This is a genomic window from Halospina sp. K52047b, assembly GCF_008709855.1.
GTDB classification, from domain to species: domain Bacteria; phylum Pseudomonadota; class Gammaproteobacteria; order Pseudomonadales; family Oleiphilaceae; genus Halospina; species Halospina utahensis_B.
This window is the reverse complement of sequence record NZ_VYJH01000019.1, coordinates 1-22224: the sequence shown is the minus strand read 5'-3', so window position 1 is coordinate 22224 and position 22224 is coordinate 1. Positions and strand designations below refer to the sequence as shown.

General features: G+C 62.2%; 19 protein-coding genes. 10 read left to right on the top strand and 9 right to left on the bottom strand.

From position 1 onward, the window contains the following. Positions 1 to 734, top strand: a 734-nt coding sequence (locus F3089_RS15510; protein WP_225741794.1) for an RNA-binding domain-containing protein, incomplete at its 5' end; no start/stop codon positions are given. A 50-nt stretch (positions 735 to 784) separates the two neighbouring features. On the opposite strand, the gene F3089_RS15505 is transcribed toward F3089_RS15510, so the two are convergent. Next, positions 785 to 4093, bottom strand: a complete 3309-nt coding sequence (locus F3089_RS15505; RefSeq protein ID WP_151441689.1) for a methylmalonyl-CoA mutase family protein — start codon at positions 4091 to 4093, stop codon at positions 785 to 787. 386 nt (positions 4094 to 4479) lie between these two features. On the opposite strand from F3089_RS15505, the gene F3089_RS15500 reads away from it, so the two are divergent. Continuing rightward, positions 4480 to 6159, top strand: coding sequence for an ABC transporter permease (locus F3089_RS15500; RefSeq protein WP_151441688.1), 1680 nt, complete (start codon positions 4480 to 4482; stop codon positions 6157 to 6159). 20 nt (positions 6160 to 6179) lie between these two features. Here the strand turns inward: F3089_RS15500 and F3089_RS15495 are convergent, their stop codons facing one another. Continuing rightward, positions 6180 to 7325, bottom strand: coding sequence for an ABC transporter ATP-binding protein (locus tag F3089_RS15495; RefSeq protein WP_225741793.1), 1146 nt, complete (start codon positions 7323 to 7325; stop codon positions 6180 to 6182). A gap of 188 nt (positions 7326 to 7513) precedes the next feature. Between F3089_RS15495 and F3089_RS15490 the strand changes: the two genes are divergently transcribed. The 4 genes from F3089_RS15490 (at position 7514) to F3089_RS15475 (ending at position 11779) form a co-directional block, all read left to right on the top strand. After that, positions 7514 to 8539 carry a Fe(3+) ABC transporter substrate-binding protein gene (locus tag F3089_RS15490; protein ID WP_151441687.1) on the top strand — a complete coding sequence of 342 codons (1026 nt, stop codon included), beginning with the start codon at positions 7514 to 7516 and terminating at the stop codon, positions 8537 to 8539. Positions 8540 to 8596: 57 nt separating this feature from the next. After that, the gene (locus tag F3089_RS15485) at positions 8597 to 9475 is read left to right on the top strand and encodes an alpha/beta hydrolase (protein WP_151441686.1); all 879 of its coding nucleotides are present in this window, start codon (positions 8597 to 8599) and stop codon (positions 9473 to 9475) included. 292 nt (positions 9476 to 9767) lie between these two features. Continuing rightward, on the top strand, positions 9768 to 11474 hold the full coding sequence (locus tag F3089_RS15480) for a GGDEF domain-containing protein (protein WP_151441685.1): 1707 nt from the start codon (positions 9768 to 9770) through the stop codon (positions 11472 to 11474). A 119-nt stretch (positions 11475 to 11593) separates the two neighbouring features. Further along, positions 11594 to 11779 carry a ribbon-helix-helix protein gene (locus tag F3089_RS15475; protein WP_095617633.1) on the top strand — a complete coding sequence of 62 codons (186 nt, stop codon included), beginning with the start codon at positions 11594 to 11596 and terminating at the stop codon, positions 11777 to 11779. Position 11780: 1 nt separating this feature from the next. Here the strand turns inward: F3089_RS15475 and F3089_RS15470 are convergent, their stop codons facing one another. Further along, the gene (locus F3089_RS15470; RefSeq protein ID WP_151441684.1) at positions 11781 to 12011 is read right to left on the bottom strand and encodes a hypothetical protein; all 231 of its coding nucleotides are present in this window, start codon (positions 12009 to 12011) and stop codon (positions 11781 to 11783) included. A 147-nt stretch (positions 12012 to 12158) separates the two neighbouring features. On the opposite strand from F3089_RS15470, the gene dauA reads away from it, so the two are divergent. The 4 genes from dauA (at position 12159) to F3089_RS15450 (ending at position 16165) form a co-directional block, all read left to right on the top strand. Further along, positions 12159 to 13901 carry a C4-dicarboxylic acid transporter DauA gene (gene dauA, locus F3089_RS15465; RefSeq protein ID WP_151441683.1) on the top strand — a complete coding sequence of 581 codons (1743 nt, stop codon included), beginning with the start codon at positions 12159 to 12161 and terminating at the stop codon, positions 13899 to 13901. Between the two features lie 68 nt (positions 13902 to 13969). Beyond that, positions 13970 to 14641, top strand: a complete 672-nt coding sequence (locus tag F3089_RS15460; protein ID WP_151441682.1) for an META domain-containing protein — start codon at positions 13970 to 13972, stop codon at positions 14639 to 14641. Continuing rightward, positions 14638 to 15075, top strand: a complete 438-nt coding sequence (locus tag F3089_RS15455) for a DUF488 domain-containing protein (RefSeq protein WP_151441681.1) — start codon at positions 14638 to 14640, stop codon at positions 15073 to 15075. The genes F3089_RS15460 and F3089_RS15455 overlap by 4 nt, the downstream gene beginning before the upstream one ends. 7 nt (positions 15076 to 15082) lie before the next feature. Then, positions 15083 to 16165 (top strand): hypothetical protein, encoded by a 1083-nt coding sequence (locus F3089_RS15450; protein ID WP_151441680.1) that lies wholly within the window; start codon positions 15083 to 15085, stop codon positions 16163 to 16165. Here F3089_RS15450 and F3089_RS15445 read toward each other — a convergent pair. From F3089_RS15445 to F3089_RS15420, 6 genes are all read right to left on the bottom strand, one after another. After that, positions 16162 to 16770 carry an ABC-type transport auxiliary lipoprotein family protein gene (locus tag F3089_RS15445; RefSeq protein WP_151441679.1) on the bottom strand — a complete coding sequence of 203 codons (609 nt, stop codon included), beginning with the start codon at positions 16768 to 16770 and terminating at the stop codon, positions 16162 to 16164. The genes F3089_RS15450 and F3089_RS15445 overlap by 4 nt on opposite strands. After that, positions 16767 to 17708, bottom strand: coding sequence for an MlaD family protein (locus tag F3089_RS15440; protein ID WP_151441678.1), 942 nt, complete (start codon positions 17706 to 17708; stop codon positions 16767 to 16769). The genes F3089_RS15445 and F3089_RS15440 overlap by 4 nt, the downstream gene beginning before the upstream one ends. Continuing rightward, a complete protein-coding gene (locus F3089_RS15435) occupies positions 17709 to 18506 on the bottom strand; it encodes an ABC transporter ATP-binding protein (RefSeq protein ID WP_192497413.1) in 798 nt (265 codons plus the stop codon). Then, positions 18500 to 19621: an MlaE family ABC transporter permease gene (locus F3089_RS15430; protein WP_151441677.1), complete on the bottom strand. Its 1122-nt coding sequence runs from the start codon at positions 19619 to 19621 to the stop codon at positions 18500 to 18502. Before F3089_RS15430 ends, F3089_RS15435 begins: the two co-directional genes overlap by 7 nt. 23 nt (positions 19622 to 19644) lie before the next feature. Then, the gene (locus tag F3089_RS15425) at positions 19645 to 20445 is read right to left on the bottom strand and encodes a dienelactone hydrolase family protein (RefSeq protein ID WP_151441676.1); all 801 of its coding nucleotides are present in this window, start codon (positions 20443 to 20445) and stop codon (positions 19645 to 19647) included. Between the two features lie 71 nt (positions 20446 to 20516). After that, positions 20517 to 22166, bottom strand: coding sequence for a fatty acid--CoA ligase (locus F3089_RS15420; RefSeq protein WP_151441675.1), 1650 nt, complete (start codon positions 22164 to 22166; stop codon positions 20517 to 20519). Between the last annotated feature and the right edge of the window lie 58 nt (positions 22167 to 22224).

Genomic DNA, 22224 nt, shown 5'->3' with positions numbered 1-22224 from the left:
GTTTTTTAGTGCTTAAATCACTAACTCAAGGTAATTTTATACCTAGACTTAACAAAAGTTCTGTAAAGAGAGCGTTAGTGGCAGTACCCAATTTTGAAGAGCAGAAACTTATTGTTGCAGCTCATAAGAAATTGGAGAATTTGTCAGATGCTATAGACGAATTCAATAAAGAGTTGGCTTTAAATCCCAAAAATGCTTCTTTGATATCAGAACGGGCTGACTCTATGTTGGAAGAGATTGGCCATCTAACTGATGCTGACAAAATAATGAGTTTGGCACGACAAGGAGAATCACGGGAGATTGAATTTAAAGAATCTCTCTCTATGGATGTTGCGACTGGTACTAAAGAAAAATATATTGAGGTGGCAGCACTGAAAACTATTGTTGCTTTTTTGAATACGCTAGGTGGGTACTTGCTAGTAGGCGTTGATGATTCGGGAGGAGTTAAGGGTGTAGCTGATGAGGTTAAGAGGTGTCATAAAAATAATTATGATAACTTCATGCTTTTCTTGAAGAATAAGATCAAGCAAAGGATTGGTGAGCAATATTATCCTTTTATTGAAAGTAAAATTGTTGACGTTGGTGGTAACAAGGTTCTTATGGTCGAGTGTCAAGGTTCTCCTAGTCCCTGTTATTTGGATGAAAAGGATTTTTATGTTCGTACCAATCCAGCTACTGATAAATTAGAAGGACCGAAGTTAGTTGAGTATGTTCAAAATCACTTCTCGCTCTGATTCGGGATTTGGTCTGATTTGACCTTCGGGAAGGCTTATAATATGGAGAATCACATATTCCTCCGATAAGCCCCCCCAGTCCGATAAAACACCTCCGAAACCTCCCCCAACGAACAATGCTTAACCGCCTCCATCAACACCTCAAAGGTATTCCCTCGGTTGGCGGCCACCTGCTGTAGCTGCTCCAGCCAGTGGTCCCGCCTGCTTTCGTGGATGCCCTGGAAGGCGCGGAGCTGGTCGATCTGTTGGTGTTTTTCGTCGTCGTTGGAGCGCATCAGTTCCAGTTCGCCGCCGGCTTCCTGGCCTTCCTTGGGGAGGTAGGTGTTCACGCCGATGATGGGCAGGGTGCCGTCGTGTTTCTTGTGTTCGTACACCATGGATTCGTCCTGGATCTTGCCGCGCTGGTACATGGTGTCCATCGCGCCGAGTACGCCGCCGCGTTCGTTGAGGCGTTCGAATTCCTCCAGCACTGCTTCTTCCACCTTGTCCGTGAGCTGCTCGATGATGTGCGAGCCCTGCCAGGGGTTTTCGCAGGCGTTGAGGCCGAGTTCGCGGTTGATGATGAGCTGGATGGCGACGGCGCGGCGCACGGAGTCTTCCGTGGGGGTGGTGATGGCTTCGTCGAAGGCGTTGGTGTGCAGGCTGTTGCAGTTGTCGAAGAGGGCGTAGAGCGCCTGCAGGGTGGTGCGGATGTCGTTGAACTGGATCTCCTGGGCGTGGAGGCTTCGGCCGCTGGTCTGGATGTGGTACTTGAGCTTCTGGGAGCGTTCGCTGGCGCCGTAGCGGTGTTTCATGGCGCGGGCCCAGATGCGGCGTGCGACGCGGCCGATGACGGCGTATTCCGGGTCCATGCCGTTGCTGAAGAAGAAGCTCAGGTTGGGTGCGAAGTCGTCGATGCGCATGCCGCGTGAGAGGTAGTACTCGACGATGGTGAAGCCGTTGGCCAGGGTGAAGGCGAGCTGGGTGACGGGCGTCGCGCCGGCCTCGGCGATGTGGTAGCCGCTGATGGACACACTGTAGAAGTTGCGCACGTCGTGGTCGGTGAAGTACTGCTGCACGTCGCCCATCATGTGCAGGGCGAACTCGGTGGAGAAGATGCAGGTGTTCTGGGCCTGGTCTTCCTTGAGGATGTCCGCCTGCACCGTGCCGCGCACCTGTTTGAGGGTGTGTTCGCGGATGCGTTCGTAGGTCTCGGCATCCACCACTTCGTCCCCGCTCACCCCGAGCAGGCCGAGGCCCAGGCCGTTGTGGCCTTCGGGGAGTTCGTCTTGGTAGACGGGGCGCTCCCGGTCGGCGATCCGTTGTTGCACCTGCTCCCACTGGCCGGTGTCGCGCAGGTGTTGTTCCACCTGTTGGTCGATGGCGGCGTTCATGAAGAAGGCCAGGATGGTGGGCGCCGGGCCGTTGATGGTCATGGAGACGGAAGTGGTGGGGTCGCACAGGTCGAAGCCGGAGAAGAGCTTCTTCATGTCGTCCAGGGTGGCGATGGAGACGCCGCTGTTGCCGACCTTGCCGTAGATGTCCGGCCGGGGCGCGGGGTTTTCGCCGTAGAGGGTGACGGAGTCGAAGGCGGTGGAGAGCCGCGCCGCGGGCTGGTTCAGGGCCAGGTAGTGGAAGCGGCGGTTGGTGCGCTCGGGGGTGCCTTCGCCGGCGAACATGCGCGTGGGGTCTTCGCCTTCGCGCCGGTAGGGGAAGACGCCGGCGGTGTAGGGGTAGTGGCCGGGGAGGTTTTCCCGCCCGAGGAAGCGCACCAGTTCGCCCCAGTTGTTGGTCTGGGGTGGCGCGACCTTGGGGATCTGGAGGCCGCTGAGGGTTTCTTTGTAGTTGTCGCCTTCGATGGTCTTGTTGCGCACCTGGTACTGGTAGCGTTCGGCTTCCACGCCGGCCTTGCGTTCGGGCCAGTTCCGGAGTTCCGCGAGCATGGTTGGGTCGAGCTGCTCCAGCGCCTGGTTGTATTGGCGGCGCAGGGTGGTGAAGGCCTCGTTTTCGTGTTCGGTGCTGGCGAAGGCGGTGAGCGCTTCGGGCAGTTCTGGGTCCTTCAATGTGTGCAGGGCGTTCCAGGTGGCCTGGGCCTGGTTGGCGGCTTCGGCCATGGTTTCGATGCGGTCGCGTTCGGCGCGGCTGTTCTCGGCGATGTCCGCGAGGTAGCGGGTGCGTTCAGCGGCGATCAGGGGGGTGCTGTCCGGCAGGGCCCAGGGGAAGCGTTCGGTGGCGTCCCACTGGAGCCAGTCGGCGAGGCGCGTGAAGAGGCCGCTGACGCCGGCGTCGTTGAACTGGCTGGCGTTGGTGGCGAAGACGGGGATCTGTTCGTCTTCCACATCGAACCGCACGTGGTTGCGCTTCCACTGCTTGCGCACGTCGCGCAGGGCATCCAGGGAGCCGCCACGTTCGAACTTGTTGATGACGATGACCTCGGCCAGGTCGAGCATGTCGATCTTTTCGAGCTGGCTGGCGGCGCCGAAGTCGCTGGTCATCACGTAGAGGGGCAGGTCGACTAGGTCCACGATTTCGGAGTCGGACTGGCCGATGCCGGCGGTTTCCACGATGACCAGGTCGAAGCCGGCCTGTTTGAGGTAGGCAATGGCGTTGTTCAGTTCGGCGCTGGTGGCGAGGTTCTGGCGCCGGGTGGCCATGGAGCGGAAGAAGGCGCGCTCGCTCTGGAGGCTGTTCATGCGGATGCGATCACCCAGCAGGGCGCCGCCGGTGCGCCGGCGTGTGGGGTCGATGGCGAGTACGGCGACGCGTTTGTCCGGGCAGAAGCGCAGGGAGCGGTTGAGGAGTTCGTCCGTGAGGCTGGACTTGCCGGAGCCGCCGGTGCCGGTGAGGCCGATGACGGGGGTGGTGCTCTCCGGGATCGGGCGGTTGTAGTCCCCGCGTTCGATGGCGGAGAGATCCTGCGCCAGGGCAGCCACCTCTGAGGGTGTCTGGTTGCGCTTCTGGTTGCGGCGCTGCTCGGCGCGCTGGACGACGTCGTCGATCATGGCGACGAGGCCGCTGTTCATGGTGTCGTTCGGGTGGTAGAGGCGCTCGACGCCGTAGGCTTCCAGCTCGGTGATTTCCTCCGGCGTGATGGTGCCCCCGCCGCCACCGAAGACGGCCACGTGCCCGATGCCTTCCTCGTTCAACCGGTCAATGAGGTAACGGAAAAACTCGTTGTGCCCGCCCTGGTAGGAGGAGATGGCGATGGCGTCCGCGTCCTCCTGGAGCGCCGCCTTAACCACGTCATCAACGCTGCAGTTGTGGCCGAGGTGGATGACCTCGGCGCCTTTCTGCTGGATCAGGCGACGCATGATGTTGATGGCGGCGTCGTGGCCGTCGAACAGGGAGGTGGAGGTGATGAAGCGCAGTGGTGTTGTCATTATTCGTCCCGTTTACGTCCAGCCTGTAGGAGCTTGCTTGCAAGCGATACTGAAACTATCGCGAGTGATCCGGAAAAATCGCGAGCAAGCTCGCTCCTACAGGGGTGGCCCGGATTGGTCGGCCGGCGGTGTTAAAATCGGCATTTATTGTCAGTTTGAAGGGGAAAAAAGCCGCCATCCATGGCGTTTGGGGTCAAAGAAGTTGTCATTAAGTGACAGTTTCGGGGCTGCTGTCATGGTTGCTTTCCGGGCCTGTGGTCCCTTTACGGTTGCGTGGATGGGAAGGGTTATCTTTTGGCTGTGTTAGTATTCGCTCGAATTTTGTGGTGGCGCGCCCGCGGTATACGACGGGTGGCGCTGTCCTTGGGCGTGAGTGGGGGCATTCGTTGAGCGAGGGGCTGCATCAATCGGGGTCGGTGAAATCCGCGGGCGGTGGTTTCTGGACGTGGGGAACGCTTGTTGTCGCCGCTCTGGTTGGGTTGCCGGTGGCGGTTATTGCCCTCCATGTCTTTGTGCCTTCCGGTGAGATCTGGAGCCATCTGGCGGACACGGTGCTTCAGCGCTACATCACGAATACGGTGCTGCTCGGTATCGGGGTCTGTATTGGCACCCTGGTGCTTGGGACGGGCACCGCCTGGCTGGTGGTGATGTGTCGCTTTCCGGGCCGGCGGGTGTTCGAGTGGGCGCTGTTGCTTCCCCTGGCGGTTCCGACCTACGTCATTGCCTATGCGTACACGGATTTCCTGCAGTATGCGGGGCCGCTGCAGACGACCCTGCGGGAGTGGTTCGGCTGGGAGCACGGGGATTACGCCTTCCCGGAAGTGCGTTCGCTGGGCATGGCGGTGGTTCTCTTTTCGGTGGTTCTCTATCCGTACGTCTATCTGCTGGTGCGTGCCGCGTTCACGGAGCAGTCCGTATGTGTCCTGGATGTGGGGCGCACGCTGGGGCTGGGTAAGTGGCGCATGTTCAGCCGGATCGCGGTTCCGCTGGCGCGGCCCGCGATTGTGGGCGGCGTGGCGCTGGTGATGATGGAGACCCTCAATGAGTTCGGCGCGGTGCAGTTCCTGGGTGTGGATACTTTCACCACGGGCATCTATCGCACCTGGTTTGGGCTGGGTGAGCAGGTGGCGGCGGCGCAGCTGGCCGCGTGCCTGCTGGTCTTCGTGGTGATTGTTCTGGCGCTGGAACGTGTCTCACGGGGTGGAGGGCAGTACCACCATACGACGAGCAAGTACCAGCAGCTGCCGGAATACCCGTTGCGTGGCGCGAAGGCGCTGGGGGCGTTTCTGGTCTGCGCGCTGCCGGTGCTGGTTGGGTTTCTGCTGCCGGGGGCGCTGCTGCTGCAGATGGCCATCAACACCGGCGATCCGCTGTTCGGGGTGCGCTTTCTGGAATTCGCGTTCAACAGTGTGGTGCTGGCCGCCGTGGCCTCGGTGGTGGCGGTGGTCCTGGCGCTGATGCTCAGCTACAGCAGCCGTCTCAACCCGACGAAGCCGATCCGGCTGGCAACGCGCCTGGCGGCCAGTGGCTATGCGGTGCCCGGCTCGGTCATTGCGGTGGGCATCCTGATTCCGCTCGCTTGGCTTGACCACCACCTGAACCTGTTCACCAGGGAGTACTTCGACGTGACGGCGGGGCTGATCTTCAGTGGCAGCGCCTTCGTGTTGATCTACGCCTACGCGGTGCGCTTTCTGGCGGTCTCGTTCAATACGCTGGAGGCGAGCCTGGGCAAGGTGACGCCGACCATGGATGCCGTCGCCAGGACGCTCGGGCAGAGTCCGCTGGGCACGCTCTGGCGCGTCCATACGCCCATGATGCGAAGCAGCCTTCTGGCGGCGGGGATTCTCGTATTCGTGGATGTGATGAAGGAGCTCCCGGCAACGGTCATCCTGCGGCCGTTCAATTTCGACACCCTGGCGATCCGGGCCTACAACCTGGCCTCCGATGAACGGCTGGCGGAGTCTGCCACGGCATCACTGGTGATCGTTGCCGTGGGCATCATTCCGGTCATCCTGTTGAGCCGGGCCATGCGCCACGCCCGCCCTGGAGAGCGCCGGACGGGCTGACGGGGCTGACTCGCCGGCTCCTACTGCGGAGGATCCTGGGGCAGCGGGAAGACAAAGGTCTGATCGTGGTCCAGTGACAGGGAAACCGGTTGCTCCTCCTGGGGCAGGAACAGGCCGGGGACGCGGGCATGCACGTGCGCCTCCTGGTCCCCGCTGCCGTGGGCGCAGATGTGGAGCATGCTGCCCCGGCCCAGGAAACGGGCCATCAGCACGTGGCTCGAGTCGGTTTCGCCCGGTTGCTCTGGGAGAGGGGTCACCTGCACGGCCTCGGGGCGCACCATGACCTGGACCGGGGTGCCCTCGGCGAGACTGCCTGCGGCGACAGGCTCAACCGGCGTCTCAACCCACCCGTTGCGCACCTTACCCTGCCATTCGTTGGCGGCGCCGAAGAACGAGACCACGAAGGGCTCTTTGGGCTCACGGAACAGCTGCTGCGGTGTGCCTGTCTGGACGATGCGACCGTTGCGCATCAACGCGATCCGGTCGGCCATGAACATGGCTTCCTCGGGGTCGTGTGTCACCAGCATGGTGGCGGCCCCAAGGCGTTTGAGCACGTGGAGGGTGTCGTCGCGGATCTGGTCGCGCAGGCGCGCGTCGAGACTGGCAAAGGGCTCGTCAAGCAGCATGATCTTGGGCGACGGGGCCAGCGCCCGTGCCAGTGCAACACGCTGCTGCTGACCCCCGGAGAGCGTATGGGGATAGGCCTGGGCCCATTCGCTCATTCCAAAGAGCTCAAGAAGGTGCATGGCCCGCTGGCGGCGCCCTTTTTCCCCTTTGCCCTTGAGTCCGAAGGTGACGTTGTCCAGTACACTGAGATGGGGAAAGAGAGCGGGCTCCTGGAATGCGAGCCCGACACGGCGGTGCTCCGGCGGCTGGTGGGCGCCACCGGCCTCGGCAACACAGTGGCCATCGATGAGGATCCGGCCCTCGGAAAGCGGCTGGAGACCGGCGACCGTGCGCAGCAGCGACGTCTTGCCGCACCCGGAGGGACCCAGCAGGCAGAGGACCTCACCGGCCCGCACTTCGAGATTGGCATGCTCGACGATCCTGTGACCATCGGCTGCGTAACCTGCATCTTCCAGGGCGAGTACGGTGGCGGCAGTCGCAGTCCCGGCCTCCGGGGGAGCATCGGAAGGCATGGAGGCAGCGTCACGCGGGCTGTTCATAGTGATTTCTCAACCAATGCGGCGAAATAATCCAAACAGCTCAGAATAACATGAATTCAAGTGAGAACGCCTATTGGACGCGGTAGCGGGGCAGCGAAGGACGATTAACAGATATGCAAATCATTCTCGTTCGGGTATGCTAGCCATCACATCAACCCTGAACCAACCAGAGAAAGAGGGCACCGGCAATGAAATCATGGCGAAAGAGCCTTGTTCTGGCTCCGTTTCTAACCGTACTTTCCCTGCCCAGTGTTGGACTCGCGGAAGAGCTCAACATCTACACCGCGCGCCATTATGACTCGGATGAGGCGCTCTACAGCGCGTTCACCGAAGAGACGGGCATTGAGGTGAACACCCTGGAGGGTGATTCGGACCAGTTGATCCAGCGGATCAAGCGCGAGGGCGCGGCCAGCCCGGCCGACATCCTGATGACTGTGGATGCGGGCCGGCTGTGGCGTGCCGAGGAGGAGGGTGTCTTCCAGCCCGTGGAGTCATCGGTACTGCAGCAGCGCCTGCCCGACCAACTCCGCCATCCCGAGGGCCTGTGGTTTGGTTTCAGCCAGCGCATTCGGGCGATCTTCTACAACCGGGAGAACATCGATCCCGAGCTGGTCCAGCGCTACGAGGACCTGACCCGTGCCGAGCTTGAGGGCGAGGTGTGCATCCGGTCTTCCTCCAACATCTACAACCAGTCCCTGTTGGCCAGTCTTATCCACCATCACGGTGAGGAAAAGGCGAAGGAATGGGCCCAGGGCGTCGTTGACAACATGGCACGGTCCCCCGCTGGTGGCGATACGGACCAGATCCGCGCTGTCGCCGCGGGCGAGTGCAGTGTTGGCGTGGCGAACCACTATTACTACGTGCGCCTTCTGAAATCCGACAAGATTGCTGACCGCAAGGCGGCCCGGCGGGTCGGCATCATCTTCCCCAACCAGGAAGGTCGCGGTGCCCATGCGAATATTGGGGGCGCGGGTGTGGTAGCCGGTGCTCCCAATGCGGAAGAGGCCCGGAAATTCCTGGAGTTCCTGGCGTCCGACAAGGCCCAGAATATCTTTGCGTCCGGCAACAATGAGTTCCCGGTTGTGGACAGCGCCTTCGCGGATCCGGTTCTCGAATCCTGGGGCAACTTCAAGACGGACGACGTCAATATCAGCGTGCTTGGCCGTAATAATCCCCGGGCTGTCCGGCTGTTTGATGAGGTGGGCTGGCGCTGATCCCGGCGTTACCCGCTGCCGTACCCAGAAGACCACTTTCGTAAAAAGCGACCTGCGATGCGCATTGCGATCGGTCTTCTGGCACCCTTCCTGTTGGTAGCCTGCGCCAGTGGACCTGGCATCCCTGACGAACCCCCATACGCTGTTGGCGTTGCCCGGGCCATCCTTTTCACGCCGGATGACTGGCCTGAAACCCTGAGGGCGGACATCCATTACCCCGAAACCAAGGCGGAAAAACAGCATGCCGGCGTTCTGATGGTACATGGCGGCGGCTGGGAGTACCGCTCCCGCGCGGACATGAGTGATACGGCGAATGCGCTGGCGCGGCAGGGCTTTGTGGTGATGAACATCGATCACCGCTTCGCGCCGGAATACCAATTCCCTGCCCAACTCCATGATCTCCAGGTGGCGATGCGATGGTTCCGGGAGAATGGCGGTGATTACGACCTGGACCCGGAGCGCGTCGGGGCCTGGGGCTTTTCCTCAGGGGCGCACCTGGTGAGCATGTTGGGCCTGGTCTCCGGGAAGGAGTCGCCGCTGAACGAGCCCTGGGGTGGCGCCGAGCTGGAACCCGGTGCGGTTGTGGCGGGAGGCCTGCCGGCGGACTTCGATAAGTTCGAGGGCGGGCGGCGGTTGGAGCAGTTGCTGGGTGTGACCTACGAGGCCAATCCAGAGGCGCATCGCGAAGCCTCGCCCATCCATCATGTCCACGAAAGCGCCCCGCCGTTCTTCCTGTTCCACGGCACCTGGGATGCGCTGGTGCCCATTGATCACGCTGAAGACTTCGCGCAGGCACTGAGGGCGAAGGATGTGGACGTGCGGCTCTACCGGCTCTGGCTGCGCGGACATGTGCTGAGTTTCCTGTTCAACGACGGGGCAACCGCCGAAGCAGTGGACTTTCTGGATGCGTCCCTCAACGGTGATTCAGGGGGCTGATCCTGTTGGTCAAAACGGACCGGGAATGGTCATGATGTGACAGATTCGTTCATGATCCGTTGCCGGTGCATTGCGAGCAGCCGGTGACGCGCATGCGGTTCTCGGCGGCGATGCTGGAGGAACCGATCCGGCAGTGGACAGGGGGAACGCCATACAGGTACCGCAAGCAGGGGTGACAGGAACCAATCAGGATCCCCGATTCCGTATTAGACTGCTACATTAGAGCGTTTAAAGGGGCAGCGGCCCTGTCCAGAGGGAATGCTTCGTCGTACTTTGGAGTGAGATACGTCCTATGGAGTTGCCACCCGGACTTTTCAGAGAGGCTCTGGAAAAGAGCAATGACGCGATCATGATAACGGACCCTCAACTGGATACCCCTGGGCCCCGGATCCTCTATGTTAACCGCGCTTTTGAAACCATGACGGGCTACGCCCGTGAGGATGTTCTGGGAGCTACGCCGCGGGTTCTGCAGGGGGAGAAAACGGAAAAAGCTGTACTGAAGCGTCTCAAGGGGGCGCTGGAGCGCGGAGAAACGTTTACGGGAGAGACTTACAACTATTGCAGGGATGGAACGCCCTTTCTGATGGAATGGTCCGTTTACCCCATCAAGGATGATAGCGGTGCGGTCACTCATTATCTGGCGACACTGCGTGATATTACCGACAGACGCGCGCGATTGCGTCGCAGAGAGCAGCTGGAAGCGGTGAACCGGATACAGCGGGAGGTTGCTCAGGGTGGCCTGGATCTGCAGCGGGTTCGCGAGAAGATTGTCGAAACAGCCCTGGAAATAACCAACGCCGACGCTGCCGTGGTGGAAGAGGCGGAAGGCGATGAACTGGTTTACCGCGCAGTCGCGGGAGGCGCGCGTGAGTCACTTCATTGGCGTCTGCCGATCGATGAAAGCCTTTCCGGCCTGAGCTACCGCCGTCAGGAAGTGCTGCTCTGTGAAGACTCGCGGTCTGATGATCGGGTCCGGTTGAAGGAGGGGGCCCAGCGGATCGGGTTTATTTCGGGGGTTATGGTGCCGCTGGTTCATGAACACCGTTGTTATGGTGTTTTCAAGGTCTTTTCGGCGACACCGCACGCTTTTGGCGAGGAAGACTGCCAGTTGCTTGAGCTGGCATCGGGCGTTCTGGCATCAGCGTTGTTCAACGCAGCAGCCTTTGACGATGAAGTCAGCCGGCGGAACCTGCTGGTGGACGCGATACCGATCCTCGTCTCCTATATCGATCGTGACCGCCGTTACCAGGAAGTGAATGCCGCTTACGAAAAATGGTTCGGCATTTCTGCCGCCGACATCCGGGGTAAGCACTTATGGGAAGTCCTGGGTAATGAGGCTTATGAAACCATCCGCCCCCATCTTGATGCTGCGCTGTCCGGCAACTCTGTCAGCTATGAATCTCGAATCCCCTATGCCAGTGGTGATCAGACCGTTCATGCCCAGTATGAGCCCCATATTCTGCGTAATGGTGAAGTAGTCGGCGCCTATGCGGTGGTGAGGGATATAACAACGCTGAAGCAGGCGGAAACCGATTTCCTCACAGGCCTGTTCAATCGCAGGAAGTTTGAGGCGCTGGCGCAGAACATGCTGAAAAGCGCAGCGCGCTATGACCAGGATGTGACCCTGGTACTTATGGATGTGGATGACTTCAAGTCGTTGAATGATCGCTTCGGGCATCTAGAGGGTGATCAGATCCTCACGAGCATTACCCAACGCGTGGCCGGCACCCTCCGTGATGCGGATACGCTGGCCCGGTGGGGCGGTGAGGAATTTGCCATACTCGCACCCGAGACCGATGTTGAGCAGGGTGCTCAACTGGCGGAGCGGGTCAGGGCGGCTATCTCCGATGAACCGTTCAATGGTGTGGGCGTGGTGACGGTGAGCCTGGGCGTAGCCCAGTGGCGCCAGGGGGAAGATCTCTTCTCCCTGCAGGACCGGGCTGACAGGGCACTGTACGCGGCCAAGCATCAGGGGCGTAACAGGGTCGTGGCCGGATAGGTTGGCCAGAAGCCCTATCCAGTGGATGGGGTTCAGGTGGGGCATACCGGGGCGTTGATGAACATGGCATGGGTAATGGATTATAATTCGATGTAAATACGTTGTGCCGGGAGATGGTTATGGAAACGAAGACTGCACGCCTGACGGTTCTGGTGGATCCGGAAAAGAAGAAGGCCTTTGAAAACCTGTGCGCCTCCCAGGATCTGACCACCTCCCAGGTGGTGCGCCAGCTCATCCGGGACTATCTCGCCCGCCATGGTGTGGATTACCCCACACGTACTCCTGTCTCCGGCGAGGAGAAGTAGCTCAGAACCGGACCACCGCCCACTTGAAACCGAGCGCCTGCAGTTCCCCAATGGCCTCGTCGACGGTCTGGAACTGGCAGATGTCGTCGTTCTCGTTCAGCAGGAAATAACTGCGCCCCTCTGTTTCCAGAAAGAAAAGAATCCACTTTCGACTTTGCGACGGTGCGGGAATGACCCGTGCCGCATCAATCCTGTGATGACTGTGCAGGTCGATGATGTCCTCGCGCTTCATCTGGTTCCCCCGTTGTATTCGTTGCTTGTCTCGGTGCCTGTGGCCGCTGTGGCGAGGTGAATTTCCGGCTCTCCAATGATAGTATGCGTATTATATGTTAATACCATTAACATTGAATGAAATCCCTAAAGGCGAGTCTGTTTTCCCATGACTGATCGATCCTTCCTGAGGAATGTTCCCGGCATCGCCACTGGCCTGCGTGCCGCCTGGGCACAGGGTTATGGCCTTTCCGATCTGCGCCACGACGTGATGGCTGGAATCACCATTGGGACCGTGGCCGTGCCTCTGTCCATGGCTTTGGCGATTGCTACGGGCGTGGCGCCCCAGCACGGTCTCTATACAGCGATTGTTGCCGGCGTGCTGATTGCGCTGACCGGAGGTTCACGCTTCAACGTGTCCGGCCCTACCGCGGCCTTCGTGGTGATTCTTTTCCCGATCGTTCAGGAATACGGGCTGGGTGGGCTGCTCATCGCGACCATGATGGCCGGCGTCATGCTGGTGGCACTGGGCATGGCCCGGTTGGGGCGGCTGATCGAGTTTGTTCCCTATCCGGTGATCCTCGGGTTTACCGCTGGTATCGCGGTGGTGATCGCGGTACTGCAGGTGCCGGACTTTCTGGGGCTCAGCGTGAGTATGGGAGAGCATTTTCTCGCCAACCTGGGGCGCATACTGGGGGCCCTGCCGCGTTTTGACCCGGTCGAGCTGGGGATTGGTGTGCTGACGCTCTCGGTACTGCTGATGTGGCCACGCCTGAAGCTGCCGGTGCCTGCGCCCCTGATGGGGCTGGTTGCCGGGGCGACTGCGGCCTATGCCATCAATCACTGGTTCGCCGGTGGTGCGGGAGTGGAAACCATTGCCTCGCGCTTCACCTGGGAGGCGGGAGGCGAAAGCGGCACCGGGATCCCGCCCATTGCGCCCACGCTGGCGGCGCCGTGGTCCCTGCCGGGCCCTGATGGCCAGCCGCTGACGGTGGATTTCCAGCTGATCCAGGCGCTGATCGGACCAGCTCTGGCCATTGCCATGCTGGGCGCTATCGAGTCCCTGCTGTGTTCGGTGGTGGCGGATGGTATGACCCGGACCCGGCATGATCCGAATGCGGAGCTGATTGGCCAGGGGCTGGGGAATATTGCCGCGCCACTTTTCGGTGGTATTACCGCCACGGCGGCCATTGCCCGCACGGCGACCAACATCCGCAGCGGTGCCCGCTCGCCGATCGCGGCGGTAGTGCACGCGCTGGTGGTGCTGCTTGCGGTGGTGGCATTGGCCGGCGTTCTGGGAATGGTGCCCATGGCGGCCCTGGCGGCACTTCTGTTCGTGGTTGCCTGGAACATGAGCGAGGCACGGCTTTTCGTGCGCACACTGCGCTCCGCGCCGGCGGGGGATGTGACCATTCTGCTGGTCTGCTTCACCCTGACCGTGGTGTTCGACATGGTGCTGGCGGTGGCCGTGGGAGTGGGTCTGGCCGCCGCTCTGTTCATCCGCCGCATGGCACTGCTCACGGAAGTAGAGCAGGTCAGTGCTGAGGACCATGCCCTGGTGGAGGGGCTGCCTGCGGAGGTGGCCGTCTATGATGTGGATGGGCCGATGTTCTTCGGTGCGGCCGAGAAGGCCGTGACCTCCCTGCGTCTGGTGGACCCGAGAATCCGTATCGTGATCCTGGACATGCACGATGTGCCCAGCATGGACGGCACGGCCATTGTGGCGCTGGAAACCCTGATCCGGGAAATGCACCACGATGGCGTCTCCCTGATCCTGGCCGGGCTGCCCGCACGCATCATCCTGAAGCTCCGCCGTGCAGGGTTGCACAGCGTGCAGGGGCGGCTCGGCTACTGTTCCGGCCTTCCGGCCGCACGCTCACTGGCGCTGCGGTGGTGTTACTCGCACAGGTAATCCCACAACCGGCGATCAAGCCTTTATACTGTTTTCACATTCTGAAAGGCGGTTGCCGGAGTCCGTGCATGCGAATACCCGTGGCTGTTCCTGCTCTTCTGGTTCTGATGCTGGCGTTGCCGGCCTGTCAGTTGATGCCGGAGGGGACTGAGGCGGCGGATCACCAGCTGAGCTGTGGTGACCGCACTCTGGGGTACAGTGTTGCCGGAGACCGGCTGCAGCTGCACATGGAGGACGGCAGGCGGGAACTCAGGCGCGAGGAAAGTGCCACTGGAGCCCTGTATCGCAGCCGTTCCGGCGACACCGAGTTCTGGAGCAAGGGCGAGCGGGTTACCGTAACCCTGGCCGGGGAGCGTCTTCCCGAGTGCAGGCATACGGACCGGGCGAGCCTGGAGTCCCCCGAATGGCGTGTGTTCGCGGTGGAGGACGCGTCGGTACCGGAACAGGCACGGCCGGTCACCCTGAACTTCATGCCGGAGGGCCGTCTTGCGGGGCGGTCCGGCTGCAACCACTTCATGGCGGCCTGGGAACGTGTCGGGGATCGCCTGATCATTGAGCGGGCAGCCACCACCCGGATGGCCTGTCCGCCTTCTGTCATGGGCTTCGAGCAACGGTTTATCGGGGCTTTGAGCCGGGTTGAAAACGCTCGCATGGAAGCGGATGGAACCCTGGTGCTCGTTGGTCGTGAGGACAACGGGTTGATCAGGGCCTCGGCATCCGCGGAAGGAGGCCCGGAATGACAGACCGGATCAGGACCCGGCGGATCCATGATTCCGTCTCCGACGACGATGGTTACCGCGTGCTGGTGGACCGGGTCTGGCCCCGGGGCATCAGCAAGCAGGCAGCGGCACTGGATGAATGGTGCCGTGAGCTGGCACCTTCCACGGAACTGCGCAAATGGTTTGGGCATGACCCGGAACGCTGGCAGGGGTTCCGGGAGGCCTACCGGGATGAGCTGGCCCAGTGCCCTGAAGCGCTCTCCCGGCTTATGGAACAGATGGAAAAGGGCTGCGTGACCCTCCTGTATGCCGCCCGCGACCGCGAGCACAACCAGGCGGTGGTATTGGCGGAGGTTCTGGCACAGGAGTGGGCTGAGACCATGGGCCCCAACGAATCCAGTTCACCGGTGTGTTACGCGGACCAGGTCCCCGACACCGGTGCCGACAGAGGTTGAATCTTTGTTGAAAGCAGATGGAAGTCGGGCACTGGCGCTGGCGGCGCTGGTGCTGGTGGGCCTGACAGGCTGCAGCCTTCGCCCGCCGGATGTTGACCCCAAGGTTGTGCGGGTGGGCGAGGTGGCCCAACAGAGCCAACAATCCCACCAATCCGCGGATGAAGCCGCCAGTGAACCGGCCTCCGCGGAAAACAGCGATGGTGCGGACGATAGCAGCAGGGAGACAAAACCTTCCTTCGCTGAACAACGCGAGCAGGTCTCCCGGCCCGCGCAGCTGGATGAGCCGGAGGCGCTGGGCCGCGCACTGGCGGCGTTCTACCGTATGCGCTCGCGGGCCTTCATGGCGCCCGTGGCCAGCCATGTTCAGGGTACCGTGAATCTGGGTGGTTCAGGCGGTGACCGTGAAACCCGGCGTTGCCCGGACGGCGGTGTTTTCCACCTGGAATGGCAGGGGCCGGACGGCGAGCGCTCGGGCTCCAGGGAGCTGCTCTACCAGTTTGATCAGTGCCGTGGTCACTTTGGGGATGGCCCCATGCTATCGCTCAATGGTTATTACCGGCGAGACTTCCGCCCCCTGGTAGGGCGTGAGCAGGTGATTGAGTCCTTCGATGTCCATGGCTACCAGGGAGAAGGCAGCCAGCGTCAGCCGATCGCTCTGCGTGGTGAGCAGCGGGTCCTGCGCCCGGCTGAGGGCGGTGTGGTGCGCAGTACCGAGCGTATGGAGATGGTGCTGGGCGAAACCTATACCGCTCTCAGGGGGGTGCGTGATGAGATCACCCCGGAGGAAGGGGAGGGCGACAGTGACTTCGCCTCCTTCAACACGCGTTTCGTGACCACGATTGAGGGGCGCCTGTTCAGTTCCGAGCTCGGGGGGTGGGTGGATATCGCCACCGGCACGGGGCTGGTGGAGCAACAGGCCCCCTGCTCTGCCAGTGGCGTTGTGGCCATCAGTGCCGAGCGTAATGGCGAGGTGCGCTTCGGGCCCCACACCGGAACCCATCACCGGGTGGCGCTGGAACTGGAAAGCGGTGAGGTGGTCCGGTATGAACGCTGCTCCAGCTTCGGGGAGGCGTTCGGCTTCGGGCGCTAGCGTTCGGACGCCATCCAGTCCAGTAGCTGTTCGGCCATGCGGTCGGTAGCCGTGCCCATGGCGCGGGCTGCGGCCGTGGGCGTGTTTTTCGCCAGCGGTTCGGAGACATTGAACCGGCGGGTGGCTCTGGTGCCGTCTTCCCGTCTGTCGACCAGCTGCGCATCGAACCGGATCACGGCTCGTGGCGTTGCCCCGGTCTGGTCCACCAGGAAGGCGCGTAGATGGCCGCTCAGGGCCAGGTCCGCGTTCAGGTTGTCATCACGGATGCCCAGTGTGCGGAAGGCGCCGGTGTTGTGGAAGGCGTCCAGAACCTGATCCCGCCAGAGTTCCGGAGCCGGCGCGCTCCAGCGGATGCCTGACCAGGCGCTCAGGCGCTGCCCCTCGCGGAGTACGACCACCCGGTTGCTGCTGGTGAGGTCGTCTGCCCTGGGGGCCCGGATCTCCAGTGACGTGGCGCTGGGCTCCACGGGCTGTTCGTTCAGGCTGGAGGGCGGCAGCCGGTAGAGCTCATAGCGGTTGGGTTCCGGCAGCACGCTGCAGGCCCCCACAAGGGTGACGGCAAGCAGTATCACAAGCCGTGCCGGCAGATGGGCCGTGTGCTTCATGGCTGGTATTCCTCGAGTTTGTCCCGATTGAAGAGGGTGCCGGCCGCATCGGATTCCAGCCGCTGGCTGAGATCACGCAGTGCGCCCAGGGTCCGGCGCATTTCCTCCAGGGTCGGGCCCAGGCTGGCGGACCCCTGCATGGCCTTTTCCAGGGCTTCCCTGTTGCCGCTGACCAGTGCCTCGACCTCCGTAACCGCCCGGCGTGTGGCGCGTGCGGCTTCCGCGGTATCCGCCAGGGCCTGCGGCGCGTCTTTCTTCAGCATCTGCCGGGTATCCGTGATCAGAGCCCGTGCTTCGCTCAGGGTTGTCTGCGCTTGCTGGCCGGTCCGGTTCCAGGTCTCCAGGGTCCTGCTGATCCGTTCCTGCTGGTTGTTCAGGTTGCGGGTCAGTTCCGCCATGCCGTCCAGGGTCCGGTCGATGTTCTCCAGGTTGCGCCTGGAGAGCAGGGATTCCATGCGCTGCACCAGCTGGTTGATGTTGGCGAGGATGTCGCCGCTCTGTTCGCGCAGCTGTGAGAACGGCGACGGACGGGCCGGGATCTCCGGCGTGGTGCCGGGTTCCGACACCAGGGCCAGGCTGTTCGGTGTGCCGCCACTGAGCCGGATATGGGCGGTTCCGGAGAGCAGGCCCGTGGGCTGGATCTGGGCATGGGTGTTCTGTTTGACGGGCGTGCTTGGGTCCACCTCGATGCGGGAAAGCACCCGGCGTGGGTCGCGCGGATCGAGTTCAAGCGAGGTGACCTGACCAACCGTAATGCCGTTGTATTTGACGTTACTGCCAACGGTGAGCCCTGAGACGGCCTCATTGAAGATGATGCGGTATTCCGCCTGCTTCTGATGGAGACCGCCTTCCGACAACCACCAGCCGAACAGCAGCAGACCGGCCACCATCAGGATGGCAAAGAGCCCGATCAGGATGTGATGGGCACGGGTCTCCATTCAGGCACTCTCCCGGTTGGTGGATGATTGGCGCATGGCCGCCCGGCCACGTGCCCCGTGGAAGTAGGCCCGGATCCACTCATCGTCCATGTTGGCAACCTCGTCAAGGGTACCTATGGTCATTACGTGCCCCTGGCCGAGCACGGCTACCCGATCACATACGCGGTGGAGTGTGTCCAGATCATGGGTCACCAGGAACACGGTCAGGCCCAGGGCGTCGCGCAGGGTCAGGATCAGTTCGTCGAAAGCGGCGGCGCTGATGGGATCAAGGCCAGCCGTGGGCTCATCGAGAAAGAGCAGATCCGGATCCAGCGCCAGCGCCCGGGCCAGGGCGGCGCGCTTGACCATGCCGCCGGAGAGGGCTTCCGGGTAGAGCCTTGCGGTCTTGGCTTCCAGGCCGGTGAGCCGGATCCGGGTAAGCGCCAGTGCTTCGGCATCGGCCTTTCCGAGGCCCGCCTTCTCCCGCAGGGGCAACGAGATGTTCTCGCACAGGGTCAGAGAGGAATAGAGAGCCCCACGCTGGAACAGCACCCCCGTACGACGGGTCAGGCGTGGATCCGGCGCGCCCCGGTGGTCCAGGGGGGCGCCCTCGAGGTTGATGCGGCCGTTATTGGGTTCATGCAGGCCGATGATGCTGCGCAGCAGTACCGACTTGCCGGAGCCGGAGCCGCCGACCACGCCCAGGATCTCCCCCTTGTTCAGGCTCAGATCCAGATTCTCATGGACCCTGTGATCCCCGAAACGGTTACTCAGTCCGCTGACCTCGATAAGGGCGCCGCGCGCGGTATCCATCACCATCCGATCTCCATGAAATACATGGCCGCCAGGGCATCCAGAAGGATCACCACAAAAATCGACTGTACCACGCTGGAAGTGGTGTGTACCCCGACGGAGCGGGCGCTGCCCCCGGCTTTGAAGCCTTCCAGGCAACCGATGACGGCGATCAGGAAAGCGAAGAAGGGGGCTTTGACCAGGCCCGCAAGGAAATGGTTGAGCGGGACTTCACTGATGGCCGTGATGAAGCGCGAAACCGGAATATCCACCACGGTCAAGGCAATGAGGCCACCGCCGCCAAGACCGGCGAGTACGGCGATGAAGCTGAGCATGGGCAGTACCAGCACCACGGCCAGTACCCGTGGCAGGACTTCCAGCTCCACTGGGTCCAGGCCCTGGGCGCGCAGGGCGTCCAGTTCCTCGTTGGCGTTCATGGCCCCGATATGGGCGGTGAAGGCGCTGGCGGTGCGCCCGGCCATGACAATGGCGGTGATCAGAACACCGAATTCCCGCAGGAAGGAGTAGGCGACCAGGTCGATGGTGTAGACGCTGGCGCCGAACTGGCCCAGAACCGTGGCACCCAGGTAAGCGATGACCGCGCCCACGGCGAAGGTGAGCAGGGCAACAATCGGCACGGCGTTGAGGCCGGTGGTCTCCATGTGGTGCAGCAGCGCGGTGAACCGCCAGCGCCGGGGCGAGATCAGGCAGCGCCCGGCACAGGCGATAACGGCCCCGATGAACCCGATCAGCAGCCGCGCCTTGGCGGTGGCATCGGTCAGTGCCTTGCCCATGCGTGCCAGCAGCTCCAGGGGGCCCCAACGGGTCTCCGGTGGCATGGTGCCACAGTCGGCCATGGCATTCGCCACGGTGATCAGCAGGGCCCGGCGGGCTTCCGGGAGTTCCGGGCTGTTCCCGGCGATCTGGCGCAGGCGCTCGCCGCCCACCAGTTCCGCCAGCAGGGTGGCCCCCGCTGTATCCAGATGCTGGATGCCGTCGAGCACCACCTGGGTGGGGGCGCTGCTGATGGCCCTTGTGCTTCGGCGCAGGGCGCTGTAATGGGTCAGGGTCCAGTCACCCGTGGCCCGGAGCGTCTGCCCGTCGTCGGCGCGCTGGAGCTGCCCCGGTTCAGTCCCCGCCATGGGGGCTCCGGGGCCATGGCTGGTCAGTCGAAGATCCCGTCATAGAAACGCAGGGTCCCTTCCCAGGCTGTTTCCGCCGCGTGTTCGTCATAGCCCACTGGCATGTCGAACTCCCTAGCGTACTGATCCGCCTTCGGGTTCATGAACGAGTGCTGGACGCCCGGGAAGCTGCGCAGCGCGTAGTCCACGTCAGCGCTGTGCATTTCCTGAACGAAGCCGGAAACCTGTTCAGAGGGGACGAACTGGTCGGCGCCGCCGGTATAGGCCCGCACGGCTGCTTCCACCTCACCGGATTCCGCCTCGATGGGGCTGCCCAGGCTGCCGTGGAAACTCACCACGCCCTCCAGGTCCATGCCCAGGCGGGCCATGTTCAGGACCACGGCGCCCCCGAAGCAGTAACCCTGGGCGGCGATCTGGTCAGGATCGACAGTGTCGTGTTCCTGCAGCTGCTGCATGGCGGTTCGGAAGCGGGCCTGCATCAGGTCCATGTTGCTGCTGGCCTGCTCCATGAATTCCTTGGCCTTCTCGGGATGCTCGGCGTGTTTGCCTTCGCCGTACATATCCAGCGCCAGAGCGGTATAGCCTTCTTCCGCCAGCTTTTCCGCCTGGTTGCGGCTGAACTCACCGTGGCCCCACCACTCATGAACCACCAGAACACCGGGGCGTTCCCCGCTGACGCTGTCATCCCAGGCCATGTAGCCTGTGTGGGTCTGACCCTGGACACTGTACTCAATCTCCTGGGTCTGGACGGCCGCTGTTGCCGGCACGGCGATTAATGCGGTTAGAGCAAGCGGAATACCCACACGGGTCAATGTGCCTGTCATGTTCAACTCCCTTGGTTTGGGCTTGTGTTCGAAACCATACGCCAGGTCGGGGGTTGCCGACCAGTGCTGTCTCAGCCGTTGCCGAGCTGGTCCCGGATCAGTTTCTTGTTCACCTTGCCGACGCTGGTCTTGGGGATGTCCTCAACGAAGTCAATCCCCTGCGGGATGGCCCACTTGTTGATGGTGCCGTTGTCCACGAAGCCCTGGAGATGGCTCTTGATGGTCTCGGCGTCGGCATCCTGGCCGGGATTCAGGACCACCAGGGCGTGCGGGCGTTCCCCCCATTTCTCGTCCGGCAGGCCCACAACCGCGGCGGCGGCCACGGCCGGATGCTGGCTGATCAGATTCTCCAGGTCCAGCGAGGAGATCCATTCACCGCCGGTCTTGATCACGTCCTTGATGCGGTCCTTGATCACCAGGGTGTTGTCCGGCTCGATGCTGGCAACGTCGCCGGTGTGCAGCCAGCTCCCGGCCCACAGTTCCTCGCCCTTTTCGGGATTCTTGAGGTAGCTGGCGGTCAGCCAGGGTGACCTAGCCACGACTTCGCCCTGGGCCACGCCGTCTTTCGGCAGTGGGTTGCCGTCTTCGTCGTGGATTTCGATCTCGGCCATGGGCACCGGTACACCGGTCTTGATGCGCTTCTCCGTCTGCTGTTCCGGCGGCAGGTCCAGGTCCTCGGGTTTGAGGTGGGTGGCGGTCAGCAGTGGGCCGGTCTCGGACATGCCGTAGCCGGTGTACATGCTGATACCCATCCTGGCCGCTGCATCACACAGCCCCTTGGGCAGGGCGCTGCCGCCGATCAGAACATGCCAGTTGCTCAGGTCCGCGGTCTTGATGCCGTCAGTGGCCATGAGCATCTGCATGATGGTGGGCACGCAGTGGGAGAAGGTGACGTTGTGGGTCTTCAGAAGCTCCACCAGAAGCTCTGGCTCATAACGGCCGGGGTAGACCTGCTTTACACCCATCATGGTGGCGGCGTAGGGCACCCCCCAGGCATGCACATGGAACATGGGTGTGATCGGCATGTAGACGTCGCTGGAGCGCAGCAGGGGCTGTTCGTCAAAGTGCGACAGGGTGCCGGTGGCCACCAGCGTGTGCAGTACCAGCTGGCGGTGGGTGAAGAACACGCCCTTGGGATTGCCGGTGGTGCCGGTGGTGTAGAAGGTGGTGGCGATGGCGTTTTCGTCGAAATCCGGGAATTCGAAGCAGGGCTTGGCTTTGCCCAGCAGGGCTTCGTATTCGCCGTGGGTTTCCAGCTGGGTTTTCTTCGCGGCGTTGTTGTCCGTGAGCTGGATGGTGCCCTTGACGGTTTCCAGCTGGTCGCTGACTTCCTCCACCAGGGGCAGGAAATCATCGTGGATCAGAACCAGGTCATCCTCGGCGTGGTTCATGGTGTAGAGGATCTGTTCCGGTGACAGGCGCACGTTCACGGTGTGCAGCACAGCGCCGATCATGGGAATGGCGAAGAAGCATTCCAGGTAGCGCGGGGTGTCCCAGTCCAGTACTGCCACTGTGTCGCCTGGCTTAACTCCTGCATCCGTGAGCACATGGGCGAGGCGGTGGATGCGCTCGACCAGGTCGGTGTAGGTGTAGCGGCTGCGGTTGGCGTAGATGATCTCCTGGTCCGGGTTGTAGCGCGGGCCGGAAAGCAGCAGCTGTTTGATGAGCAGGGGGTAGCTATGCGCGTTCTCGGCGGCGGGCAGGGTCTTGGGCTGTGCCATTGGGCGCCTCTCTTGCTTGTTGTTGGATGTGCACCCGACAAGCCTAATACAAAACGCC

What these genes read in the sequence shown, in the direction of transcription:
- F3089_RS15505 (WP_151441689.1), bottom strand. Translation starts at nt 4,093, where the DNA reads ATGACAACACCACTGCGCTTCATCACCTCCACCTCCCTGTTCGACGGC.
- F3089_RS15490 (WP_151441687.1), top strand. Translation starts at nt 7,514, where the DNA reads ATGAAATCATGGCGAAAGAGCCTTGTTCTGGCTCCGTTTCTAACCGTA.
- F3089_RS15470 (WP_151441684.1), bottom strand. Translation starts at nt 12,011, where the DNA reads ATGAAGCGCGAGGACATCATCGACCTGCACAGTCATCACAGGATTGAT.
- F3089_RS15475 (WP_095617633.1), top strand. Translation starts at nt 11,594, where the DNA reads ATGGAAACGAAGACTGCACGCCTGACGGTTCTGGTGGATCCGGAAAAG.
- F3089_RS15485 (WP_151441686.1), top strand. Translation starts at nt 8,597, where the DNA reads ATGCGCATTGCGATCGGTCTTCTGGCACCCTTCCTGTTGGTAGCCTGC.
- F3089_RS15480 (WP_151441685.1), top strand. Translation starts at nt 9,768, where the DNA reads ATGGAGTTGCCACCCGGACTTTTCAGAGAGGCTCTGGAAAAGAGCAAT.
- F3089_RS15495 (WP_225741793.1), bottom strand. Translation starts at nt 7,325, where the DNA reads ATGAACAGCCCGCGTGACGCTGCCTCCATGCCTTCCGATGCTCCCCCG.
- F3089_RS15440 (WP_151441678.1), bottom strand. Translation starts at nt 17,708, where the DNA reads ATGGAGACCCGTGCCCATCACATCCTGATCGGGCTCTTTGCCATCCTG.
- F3089_RS15455 (WP_151441681.1), top strand. Translation starts at nt 14,638, where the DNA reads ATGACAGACCGGATCAGGACCCGGCGGATCCATGATTCCGTCTCCGAC.
- F3089_RS15445 (WP_151441679.1), bottom strand. Translation starts at nt 16,770, where the DNA reads ATGAAGCACACGGCCCATCTGCCGGCACGGCTTGTGATACTGCTTGCC.
- dauA (WP_151441683.1), top strand. Translation starts at nt 12,159, where the DNA reads ATGACTGATCGATCCTTCCTGAGGAATGTTCCCGGCATCGCCACTGGC.
- F3089_RS15435 (WP_192497413.1), bottom strand. Translation starts at nt 18,506, where the DNA reads ATGGTGATGGATACCGCGCGCGGCGCCCTTATCGAGGTCAGCGGACTG.
- F3089_RS15425 (WP_151441676.1), bottom strand. Translation starts at nt 20,445, where the DNA reads ATGACAGGCACATTGACCCGTGTGGGTATTCCGCTTGCTCTAACCGCA.
- F3089_RS15420 (WP_151441675.1), bottom strand. Translation starts at nt 22,166, where the DNA reads ATGGCACAGCCCAAGACCCTGCCCGCCGCCGAGAACGCGCATAGCTAC.
- F3089_RS15460 (WP_151441682.1), top strand. Translation starts at nt 13,970, where the DNA reads ATGCGAATACCCGTGGCTGTTCCTGCTCTTCTGGTTCTGATGCTGGCG.
- F3089_RS15430 (WP_151441677.1), bottom strand. Translation starts at nt 19,621, where the DNA reads ATGGCGGGGACTGAACCGGGGCAGCTCCAGCGCGCCGACGACGGGCAG.